We start from the raw sequence: 6,406 nt of genomic DNA, 5'->3' as shown, positions 1-6,406 counted from the left end.
AGTACGCCAACCGCGCGCGTTGCCCGGCGGAACAGCAGCGAGAGGGTCAGCAGGAGCAAGGGCAGAAGGACCAGCGTCGTGTGCTTCGTCCAGATCCAGCCGAGCGAGAGGTTGCCGAACTTCACGTAGAAGGTATTGGGCAGCAGCTGGCCGTAAAATTGCCAGCGCCAGACGAAATACCCCGCGCCGACCAGCGCCGCGGCCCCCGTCCACAGCCACTGGGCCCGGCCGCGCTGCCGAACCAGCCACCACAGGACCACCGGCAGCGCGGCCAGCGCACCCTCCGGGCGGATCATGCCGAGCAGGACCAGCAGGACCGGCGGTTCCCACGCGCGCAGCTGCGTCCCGTCGAGGACTCGCAGTCCGAGCACGACGACGCGGAGCAGCACGGCGGCGAACGCGGCGGTTTCGAGGCCGCCGGTGATGTGGAAGTAGGTCGGAAGGAACACGACGTACGCGCCCGCCCCGACGAGCAGGCCCAGCATCCCGCCGCGGCGGTGCCCTTCGCGCAGCAGCATCGCCAGCGTGAGGAGTCCGAGTACCAGCGAAGTCAGCTTCGTGAACAACGGCAGCGCGACACCGAGGACCGAGCCCAGCGCGCCCCACACGACCCAGGCGAAGTTCGTGAAGCCCTCGACCGGCGGGCCCTGCAGATTCCACACCGGACCGTGGCCGGCCGCGAGATTCGCGGAGTAGCGGAAGCTGATGAACGCGTCGTCGATGGTGAAGAACCAGGCCGCCCACGCGCCGGCGAGGAACACGACGAGGAGCCCGAGCGACGCGAGCAGCGCCGGCAGGGTCCGCTTCGGGCGATCCGCTTCCGGCACTGTCGAATCGATGTCGGCGTGGACAGCCGTCATACCCCTGCTCCCTGGCTGTGGACAACGGCCGCCACCTTACCGGGTGAACTTTCTGGAGCTTCGTACACTGCGGGTAAGCGGAAACGGGCATCAGCGATCCAGCACGGCTTCCGAGCCCAGTCAGGCCTCGGCACCAGTCTCGCTTTCCGTGCCTACGTCGGCGGAACCGATGAGGTGAACGTGCAACTCGGCGTCAACCTCCACTCGCCCACGCAGCCAAACCCCGCGCCCACCAAACCGCAGCCCACGCTCCCAACCCACCCAGCACCCACACCACCCCCGCGCCGTAGTCACACTCAGCTTCGGGGCGCCCCGCGCAACCACCGTCTTTCTTCGGGGCCCCACGCTTTCTTCGGGGCACCCCACGCCACCACGGTCAAGGCAACAACCGCTGCTCCTTAGCCACCGCAACCGCCCCTGCCCGCGTATCCACCCCCAATTTCTCGTAAATCCGCCCCAAATGCGTCTTGACCGTAGCCTCGCTGATAAACAACCGCCGGGCGATCTCCCGATTCCCCAACCCCTGCGCGAGTTGCTCGAGAATGTCCCGCTCCCGGTCAGTCAACGCGGGCCGAGGTGCACGCAACTGCGCCATCATCCGGTCCGCCACCGGAGCCGACAACGCAGTCCGACCAGCCGCGGCCGCCCGAATCGCCGCGTACAACTCGTCCGCGGACTCAGCCTTCAGCAAGTATCCCGTAGCCCCAGCCTCAATAGATCGCGTGATATCAGCGTCCGTGTCATAAGTCGTCAAAACCAGCACCCGAGGCGGCTCGGCAACAGAACGAATTCGCCGGATCGCCTCGACTCCGTCCATTCCGTCGCCCAGCTGCAAATCCATCAAAACCACATCCGGCCGCAACGCCGCAGCGAGGTTGATCGCTTCCTGCCCGGTCGCCGCCTCGCCGATGACCTCGATCCCGCCCGCACCGGCCAGCAGCGCACGCAGACCGGCCCGGACCATGGCGTGGTCGTCGCAGAGCACGACGCGAATGGGCTGGTCGTCAGGCATGGCTTGGTCCCAACGGAATCGCAGCCGAGATGGCGGTGCCCTGTCCGGGCGCGGATTCGACGGTCAACCGGCCGCCGAGTTGCGCCGCCCGCGCGCGCATCGCGGGCAGGCCGTGACCGCGGCCGTCGGCGCTCGGGGTGGCAGGGTCGAACCCGCGGCCGTCGTCGGTGATGTCCAGCACGACCTCATCGTCTAGGTAGGTGAGGGTCAACGCCACTCCCGACGCGTCGGCGTGTTCACGCGCATTGGCCAGCGCGCCCTGCGCGATACGCACCAAAGTGGACTGCACGCGGCTCGGCAGCGGCCGCGCGGGCCCGTCGATCTGGACGCGCACCGGCTGCGGTTCACGTTCGGCGACGTTCCGGAGGGCTTCCTCGACCGAGTGCCCGTCGAGGTCGGCGGGGGCCAGATCCTGCACGAGGCCGCGGGCTTCGGCGAGGTTGCGCGTGCCGATCTGTTGTGCCGCATGCAAATGCTCACGAGCCAGGTCTGGGTCGCCCCACGCGCGGTCGGCCGCCTGCAGCAGCATCGCCTGACTGGACAGCCCTTGCGCCAATGCGTCGTGAATCTCGCGCGACAGCCGCTGGCGTTCGTCCAGCATTCCCGCGCGACGCTCGGTTTCCCGCAACCGGACCGCCTGCCGGCGCAGGTACGTGATCACCGCGGCGGTCACGGCGGCGACAGCCACTGGGACGATCGTCAGGTTCGGGTCGAAGCCGGTCGACAGCCGGTTCTGCGAGATCACCACCAGTGCGGTCACCAGCGTCACCAGCACTAATGCGGGTCCGGTGGGCAGCGTGCGGAGGCCGGTGACGAACAGCGGGACCGCGCACCACGCGAAGCTCGGCGCGAGCAGCACCAGCACCACCCACAGCACGGTCACGACGGTCAGCCAGGCCAGATACGGCACGGTCACCTGCTCGGGCCCGGTGACTCGCAGCACCAGGCCGACCGCGTAGACCGCGGCCAGGCAGCCGGTCAGCGCGATCACCCACGGCGCGGCGGGCTCGCCGTGATGGTGGTCGAGGAACCGCACGATCGACGCGACCAGCAGCAGAAAGAACGCCGTGTGCATGGTCGCGGCCAGCCACCGCGCGTCCCGATCGGTCATCGCCGCCCTCCGTTTCCGTTCCGCTCTGGAACCTGACCTGTGCGAACCCGGCCGACATCAGCCGATCGGATGACCTGAGTGTCGGCCGTTCCGCGCCGCGAGGCGAGCCGAGACTCCGATCCGGCGAAGGCAGTCCCGGACGCACGATGAACGCATCGAGCCGGACAAGCCAAGGAGCACCCCGATGAAGAGCTTCACCGCCAAGACCCGCATCGCCACCGTCGTCGGCGGACTCGCCGTGATCGGAGCCGCCACCACCGGCGCGCTGGCCGCCAACGCCGCCACCCCGGCTCCGGCCGCGCCTGCCCAAGCCGCGCCGAACGGGCTGGTCCAGACCACCCACCTGTCGATCGCCGCCGCGCAGAAGGCCGCGCAGGCCGCGCTCACCGCCGCCGAGAAGGCGGGCCAGAAAGTGTCGGTCGCGGTGGTCGACCGCGACGGCAACACCATCGTGACCCTGCGCGGCGACGGTGCGGGCCCGCAGTCGTACTCGTCGGCCGAAGAGAAGGCGTTCACCGCGGTTTCGTGGAACGCCAAGACCTCGGAGCTGACCGGCCGGCTGCAGCAGACCCCGACCCTGAAGGACATCAAGGGCACCCTGTTCCTCGCCGGAGCGGTCCCGGTGGACGCGAACAACGCCCCGATCGCGGCGGTCGGCGTGGCCGGTGCGCCGTCGGGTGCGCAGGACGAGAGCTTCGCCCAGGCGGGCGTGGACGCGCTCGGCAAGTGAAGCACTGGTGCGGTGGGCCTCGTCGCTGGCGGCGAGGCCCACTGGCCGGGTCGCGACGCCGGGCGATAATTGACCGGACCACTCGACGTGCAAGCAGCTAGTTCGCCGAGCCGGAAATGAGCGCTCGACTGACTCGTCGGCCCGGCACCGAGAACCTATCCGCCGAACCGCTTCACGTAGTCCTCGACGATCGGCCTTTCCGGCGCGATGATGTCGTCCGGAAGACGGTCCAGGTCGAAGAACTCGTAGCCGGTGATCTCCGTGCCGTCCACGGTGACGTCGGTGTTCTCGACGGTCGCGGCAAACGCCGCGGTGACGTTGTGGACCTCGTCGCCATGCGGGTAGCGGTAGAAGTACTCCGGTCCGGAGTAGACGCCGAGCAGTTCGAGATCCCGTACCACCAAGCCGATTTCTTCGCGTACTTCGCGACGGCCGGCGTCCTCATAGGACTCGCCGGGGTCGAGGAATCCGCCGGGCAGCCCCCAGTCCTGGCTCTCCTCGCGGAACACCAGCAGCAGCCTGCCTCGTTCGTCGGCGATCAGCACTGACGTGCCGGGCAGGATCAGCGGGCGGGTGCCGACTAGTGCGCGCAGTTCGGCGATGTAGTTCATCAGCGGTCAGTACCTTCTTGGTCGGGTTCGGCTCCGCCACGAGGACGGAAGGCGACGATCGGCAACTGCTGGACCAACCGGTGCCGCGCCGCGTCGGAGCCGTCGTAGCGCCAGCCCAGCAGCCTGCTCAGCACGGGACGCAAAACCGGCCGCAGCAGCAGGTTCCGCCGTTCGTAGTCGGCGATCGCGTCGACTGCTTCGGGTTCGTCGAGGATGCGGCACGAGGGGACGAACTTTCGGCGGCCGATCGCGACCTCCGCCGCGGGGGCCGCCTGGATGTTGCGGAACCAGTCCGAGGACGGGCCCAGCCCGGCGATGGCCAGCACCTCGCCGGTTCCGGGGCGGAGGCCGACCACCTCCAGGACCGTCCGGTATCGGCGACCGGACTTGCGGCCGAAATGGGTCAGGCACAGGAACCGCTTGCCCAGCAACCATCCCAGGTCGTGGTCGTACAGCTTCGCCGGCGCCTTGAAGACCGTGCGCGCGATCGGTTTCACGGTCGAACTCCTTCCCCTGCCGCATGATGCAGGTCCGCGATGAGCGCGGTGGAGTTCCCGAGCAAACTCCCGGCCACCAATCGGTCAATTGCCGGCAATCGGGCCGAACAAAGATAGCGCGGCGATGCACAAGACGCTGTCCGGGGAACTGGCAGCGGATCAAGCGGTCAGGGCCGTCGCCCGCTCCCGAATCCGCGGCCGGACGGTGAACCCGCTCGGCTTCAGCGTCAACGATTCCGCGATCTTCAGCTCGTACGCCGGGTCTGCCTCGAAGTCGTAGCGCTGCACCATGATCCCCAACGCCAGCACGGCTTCGTGCAACGCGAACTGGCGGCCGATGCACGCGCGTTCCCCGGTGCCGAACGGTTTGTACGCCTGGGCCGGGCGCTTCCGCACCGCCGCCGGTTCGAAACGGTCCGGGTCGAATTTCTCCGGATCCGGCCCCCACACCGTCGGGTCGCGGTGGAGCATCGGCAGCGGCACGATGACCGAATCACCCTTGCGCATCGGGTATTTTCCGCCCAGCACCAGGTCTTCGCGGGCTTCCCGGGAGTAGCCGGGCGCGGTCGGCCACAGCCGCATCGCCTCGTCGAGAACGCGGCGGACGTACCGGAGTTTCGCGACGTCGCCAAAAGCCGGTTCGCGATCGCCCCACACCGCATCGACTTCGGCGCGAGCCTTCTCCAGCAACTCCGGGTGGCGCGTCAGGTAGTACAGCGCGAACGACAGCGCACCGGACGTCGTCTCGTGGCCCGCGACGACGAAAGTGATGGCCTGGTTGCGAATGTTCACCGGATCGAGCTGTTCGCCGGTCTCCGGGTGGCCCTCGGTGAGCATCAGGCCAAGCAGGTCACGGGCCTCGCCGCCTTCCCTGCGCCGCGCCTCGATAACCTCGTCGACCAGGTTCGTCATGGTCGCGATGTCGGCCTGGTTCTGCGCCGCCGACCCAGCCAGCGCGCGCCGCACGAACGGAAGCTTGACGTTCTCCAGCTGCGCGTACCGCAGCGCACGGATCATCGCGGTGACGAACGGATGCGGTTCGGCCCGTTCGAACGACCCGAACCGGTAGCCGAAGCCCGCGCGGCCGATCGTTTCGAGGGTCAGCCGCGTCATGTCGGCGGCGACGTCGACCGGCCCGGTCGCGTGGTCCCACGCAGCGGTCAGTTCCCTGGCGACCTCGAGCATCGTCGAGTGGTAGCGGCGCATCGACTCGGCGGAGAACGCGGGCTGCAGGATGTCGTGGGCGAGGCGCCAGTTCGGCTCGCGAGTGTGCGCCGTGAACAGCCCGTCGCCAGCGACCGCACGCAACCGCTCGACGCCGAGCCCGACGTGCTTGCCGAACCTCGTCTCGTCGTTCAACTCGGTGACCAGGTCGATCCCGGCGACGAACACGATCTCGAGACCGAAGAACTTGCGGGTGAAGATCGGCCCGAGCCCCGCCCCGGCGCGCATGGTGCTCTGCAGCGGCGTGCGCAGGCTGGCCCCGAGCAGGTCGCCGACCACGGGCAGCCTGCCCGGCCGGTGCGGAATCGCGGTGGTGTCCAACGTTCGCTCCCTACTGAACCCACATCCAATAGGGTCACGA

Annotated in this window: 6 protein-coding genes and 1 pseudogene; 1 reads left to right on the top strand and 6 read right to left on the bottom strand. The window is 68.7% G+C overall.

Features of this window, described 5'->3' with window-relative positions:
• The 3 genes and pseudogenes from H5411_RS24540 to H5411_RS24530 all read right to left on the bottom strand — a co-directional run.
• Positions 1-860 (bottom strand): annotated as a pseudogene (locus tag H5411_RS24540) (hypothetical protein); the annotation flags it as partial.
• 376 nt (positions 861-1,236) lie between these two features.
• Positions 1,237-1,872 (bottom strand): response regulator, encoded by a 636-nt coding sequence (locus H5411_RS24535; protein ID WP_101438376.1) that lies wholly within the window; start codon positions 1,870-1,872, stop codon positions 1,237-1,239.
• Positions 1,865-2,983 carry a sensor histidine kinase gene (locus tag H5411_RS24530; protein WP_183125125.1) on the bottom strand — a complete coding sequence of 373 codons (1,119 nt, stop codon included), beginning with the start codon at positions 2,981-2,983 and terminating at the stop codon, positions 1,865-1,867. The genes H5411_RS24535 and H5411_RS24530 overlap by 8 nt, the downstream gene beginning before the upstream one ends.
• 184 nt (positions 2,984-3,167) lie before the next feature.
• Here H5411_RS24530 and H5411_RS24525 point away from each other — a divergent pair, with 184 nt between their 5' ends.
• Entirely contained in the window at positions 3,168-3,713 is a 546-nt protein-coding gene (locus tag H5411_RS24525; RefSeq protein ID WP_101438374.1) for a GlcG/HbpS family heme-binding protein, read from the top strand.
• A 155-nt stretch (positions 3,714-3,868) separates the two neighbouring features.
• Here the strand turns inward: H5411_RS24525 and H5411_RS24520 are convergent, their stop codons facing one another.
• From H5411_RS24520 to H5411_RS24510, 3 genes are all read right to left on the bottom strand, one after another.
• Positions 3,869-4,324 carry an NUDIX hydrolase gene (locus H5411_RS24520; RefSeq protein WP_101438373.1) on the bottom strand — a complete coding sequence of 152 codons (456 nt, stop codon included), beginning with the start codon at positions 4,322-4,324 and terminating at the stop codon, positions 3,869-3,871.
• The gene (locus H5411_RS24515) at positions 4,324-4,821 is read right to left on the bottom strand and encodes a nitroreductase family deazaflavin-dependent oxidoreductase (RefSeq protein ID WP_244194774.1); all 498 of its coding nucleotides are present in this window, start codon (positions 4,819-4,821) and stop codon (positions 4,324-4,326) included. Before H5411_RS24515 ends, H5411_RS24520 begins: the two co-directional genes overlap by 1 nt.
• A 159-nt stretch (positions 4,822-4,980) precedes the next feature.
• Positions 4,981-6,366 carry a cytochrome P450 gene (locus tag H5411_RS24510; RefSeq protein WP_101438372.1) on the bottom strand — a complete coding sequence of 462 codons (1,386 nt, stop codon included), beginning with the start codon at positions 6,364-6,366 and terminating at the stop codon, positions 4,981-4,983.
• Positions 6,367-6,406 lie beyond the last annotated feature (40 nt).

The organism is Amycolatopsis echigonensis (assembly GCF_014174495.1).
Lineage (GTDB): Bacteria > Actinomycetota > Actinomycetes > Mycobacteriales > Pseudonocardiaceae > Amycolatopsis > Amycolatopsis echigonensis.
The sequence above is the reverse complement of the archived record's forward strand: the minus strand, read 5'-3'. Positions and strand labels throughout refer to the sequence as shown.